At 69.9% G+C, this 1,953-nt stretch carries 1 protein-coding gene and 2 pseudogenes; all 3 read left to right on the top strand.

Features of this window, described 5'->3' with window-relative positions; genetic code table 11:
* Positions 1 to 294, top strand: a pseudogene (locus tag HUW62_RS49545) (hypothetical protein); the annotation flags it as partial.
* Positions 295 to 333: 39 nt separating this feature from the next.
* The gene (locus tag HUW62_RS47020; protein ID WP_176438165.1) at positions 334 to 1,539 is read left to right on the top strand and encodes a twin-arginine translocase subunit TatC; all 1,206 of its coding nucleotides are present in this window, start codon (positions 334 to 336) and stop codon (positions 1,537 to 1,539) included.
* A 14-nt stretch (positions 1,540 to 1,553) separates the two neighbouring features.
* Positions 1,554 to 1,953: pseudogene (locus HUW62_RS47015) on the top strand (potassium transporter TrkA); the annotation flags it as partial.

Below are 1,953 nucleotides of genomic sequence, written 5' to 3'. Positions count from 1 at the left end.
CGCGGGTGCTGGGCCTCCGCCGCTGTCTCCGAGTCCACCGAGCCCACGCCGGAGGCCCAGCACCCGCGCGCCCCGCTGGGCATGGACGCGCCGGAGCCCGCGCCCTCCGCCGAGCCTGACGCGGTGGCCTCTGCTCCGTCCGAGCTCCCCGAACCCGCAGCGCCTGAAGCGCCCGCGGAGCCGCCTTCCTCCACCTCGTCATCCACCGCCGCCGAGGGTGTGGGCGCGGATGGCCTGCCCCGACTCGCGCCGCTGCCTGGAACGGTGGCGCGTAACGCGCCGAAACGGAGCTGACCCCTGAGTTCCCAGACTGCCGCTGACTCCGACCTGCGGATGAGCTTGATGGAGCACCTGTCGGAGCTCCGCGGTCGACTCTTCAAGTGCACCCTGGCCGTCCTCATCCTGGGGACGGTGTCGCTGCTGTTCGCCAAGCCCATCTTCGGCGTGCTGATGCGGCCGGTGCTGGACGCGCTCCCGGAGGGCAACCGCGCCCTCATCTACACGTCCGGCATCGAGGAGCTGAACGTCCTGATGAAGGTGGGCGTGTACTGCGGCATCTTCCTCACCACGCCCGTCATCCTCTGGCAGATCTGGGGCTTCGTCTCGCCCGGCCTGTTCCCGGAGGAGCGGCGCTACGCGGCGCCCTTCGTCATCTTCGGCTCGCTCGCCTTCATCGCGGGCGCGTGCTTCTGCTACTTCGCGGTGCTGCCCTCCATGTTCAAGTTCCTCCTCAACGAGGAGGAGACGCTCGCGCTGGAGCAGCGGCTGGACACGGCCCGGTTGCGCGCGGATGACGCCCTGCGCTTCTTGCGCGTGGGCGACGCGGAGCGGGCGGGGGCGCTGGCGAAGGAGACGAGCGCCTCGCTGCGCGCGGATGGTGAAGGCCAGTCGCCGGAGCCCGCGCGGGCGCCCTCTCAGTCCGTGGAGCTGAAGTCCCGGCTGGACGGGCTGGGCAAGCTGGTGGACGCGGCGGCGGACGGCTTTGGTGTCCAGTCGCGCGGCGTGTTGCGGCAGGCGGTGGAGAAGAAGGTGGCGGCGGTGACGGCCTACGCGAAGCAGGACTACGCGGCGGCGTCGGTGGCCATGGACGAGGCGGCGAGCCTGCTGGCGGGCGTGGCCCCCACGCGCACCGAGGAGCTGTCCGGCCTGTGGAAGCTGGAGAAGGAGCTGGCCGCGGGCGAGGCGCGGCACGAGGCGGAGCGGTGGACGCGGCCCATGCTGACGATGCACGAGCAGCTCTCGCTGGTGCTGCTGCTCATCCTGGCCTTCGGCATCATCTTCGAGCTGCCACTGGTGATGGCGCTGCTCGGCGTGGTGGGCGTGGTGCGGTCGAGTTGGCTGTTCAAGTACCAGCGCCACGCCTTCGTGGTGTGCCTCATCGCGGCGGCCATCATCACCCCGACGGGGGACGTGGTGAACCTGTCGCTGATGGCGGGGCCCATGTTGCTCTGCTACGAGCTGGGCGTGCTGCTGGTGTGGCTGGTGGAGCGGCGTCGGGCCCGGAACGCGGCCGAGACGGGCATCATCCCGGTGTCGTAGTAGGGTCAGCGACCATGGTGGGTTCCCGCCGGCACTTCCGGGCCAACGTCCGATATCTGCGCGCGCTGCTGCGCCGCTTCCGCACGACGATGGTGCTGGCCGTGGCGCTGTTCGTGGTGGGGCCGATGATGTTCCATTGGCGCTACCGGGGAGCGGACGGGGACCCGATTTCGTTCGGCGAGGCCCTGCACCACGTCTACTTCCTGCTCTATGGCCAGCCGTCGCTGCCGTACGTGCACGACTGGCTCATCGAGCTGCTGAACGTGGTGATTCCCCCGGTGGGAATCGCCCTGGTGGCGGACGGCGTCGTGCGCTTCGCGTACCTCTTCTTCGCCCGGCACAAGAACGACAAGGAGTGGATTGAAGTGGTCACCGAGACGATGAAGGGCCACGTCGTGGTGTGCGGGGCGGGGC

The sequence above is a fragment of the Myxococcus sp. AM011 genome, from assembly GCF_013372595.1.
Lineage (GTDB): Bacteria > Myxococcota > Myxococcia > Myxococcales > Myxococcaceae > Myxococcus > Myxococcus eversor.
Note: the sequence above shows the minus strand (reverse complement) of the source record. Positions and strands in the feature narration are given on the sequence as shown.

What these genes read in the sequence shown, in the direction of transcription:
- HUW62_RS47020 (WP_176438165.1), top strand. Translation starts at nt 334, where the DNA reads ATGAGCTTGATGGAGCACCTGTCGGAGCTCCGCGGTCGACTCTTCAAG.